At 68.3% G+C, this 1,667-nt stretch carries 1 pseudogene; it reads left to right on the forward strand.

From position 1 onward, the window contains the following. Positions 1-1,667: pseudogene (locus tag EOA24_RS37170) on the forward strand (protein ndvB); the annotation flags it as partial.

The following is a 1,667-nucleotide window of genomic DNA, read 5'->3' on the forward strand; positions in this document are numbered from 1 at the left end:
CTACCTGATCTATCCCGATCCGTTCCTGCGCCTGCCGGCGGAATCCATCGCCTCGGGCCTCGGCCGCCAGTCGAGCCTGTGGCCGACCAGCATCTCCGGCGATTTCCCGATCTTCCTGGTGCGCATCGGCGACGTCGCCGACCTCGAGATCGTCGCCCAGGCGCTGCGCTTCCAGGAATATATGCGGGCGCGCGGCATGATGATCGACTTCGTCGTCGTCAATGAGCAGGCCTCGTCCTATGTGCAGGACCTGCAGCGCGCGGTGGAGACGCTGTGCGAGAACAGCCGCCTGCGCGGCCGCGAGCTTGGGCCGCGCCAGCACATCTTCGCGGTGCGCCGCGACCTGATGGACGAGCCGACCTACAAGACCTTGCTGTCGGTCGCGCGGGTGGTTCTTCACACCCGCAACGGCACGATCTTCGATCAGCTCGAACGCGCCGAGACCGCGGCGCTGCAGGCCCGCGATGCCTTGCTGCAGGCCGAGGGCGGCTCGCCGCGCGAACCCAGCCCGCCGCTGCCTTTGCCGGTGCCGGCAAGCCAGGCTGGAGCCGACATCGCCGCCGACGGCCGAGGCCTCAGCCTCTGGAACGGCTATGGCGGCTTCGACGGCGACGGCCGCCACTATGTCACGCGGCTGACCGGACGGCGTGTGACGCCGCAGCCCTGGATCAACGTCATCTCCAACGCCTCCTTCGGCTTCCACGTCTCGGCCGAAGGCGCAGGCTTCACCTGGAGCCGCAACAGCCGCGACTACCAACTGACGCCATGGTCGAACGATCCGGTGTCGAACCGGCCGGGCGAGGGCTTCTATGTCTTCGACCATGCCAGCGGCAAGGCGTTCTCGCCGATGGCGGCGACGGTCCGCGATCCGTCGATGACCTATGAGACCTGGCACGGCCAGGGCTTTTCGACCTTCCGCTCCAAGCGCGGCCCGTTGTCGATGGACCTGACACAGGTGGTGGATCCCGTCGATCCGGTGAAGATCAGCCGGTTGCGAATCCAGAATTCCGGATCGGTGCCGGCGCGGCTGCGCGTCTATGCGTATGCCGAATGGGTGCTGGGCGGCCATCGCTCGCGCACGGCGGCGACCATCGTGCCCGCGCGGGACACGGCAACAGGGGCCATGCTGGCGCAGAACCCCTACGGCCTCGACTTCGGCGAGCGCGTCGCCTTCCTGGGAGCAAGTCATCCGATCCATTCGGTGACCGCCGACCGCTCCGAATTCATCGGCAGGCACGGCACGACGGAGTACCCTCAGGCCGTGCTGGGCGGGCTTGCGCTCTCCGGGCGCATCGAGGCGGGCGATGACCCTTGCGCGGTCGTCGCCAGCGATATCGACATCCCCGCCGGCGGCGACGTCACGCTGTCCTGGCTGCTCGGCGACGCGGCCACGCCCGCCGAGGCAAGCGCGCTGGTGCAGACCCATCGCGGCAAGGATTTCGACCAGCGCCTGGCCGACAATGAAAAGGCCTGGCGCGGCTTCCTCGACACCATCCAGGTCGAGACGCCGGACGAGGCGATGAACGCCATGGTCAACCACTGGCTGCCCTACCAGAGCCTGGCCTGCCGCATCCGCGCGCGCTCGGCCTTCTACCAGGCGAGCGGCGCCTTCGGCTTCCGCGACCAATTGCAGGATACGCTGGCGCTTCTGGCGCACGATCCGAAGC

Source organism: Mesorhizobium sp. M2A.F.Ca.ET.039.01.1.1 (genome assembly GCF_003998035.1).
Lineage (GTDB): Bacteria > Pseudomonadota > Alphaproteobacteria > Rhizobiales > Rhizobiaceae > Mesorhizobium.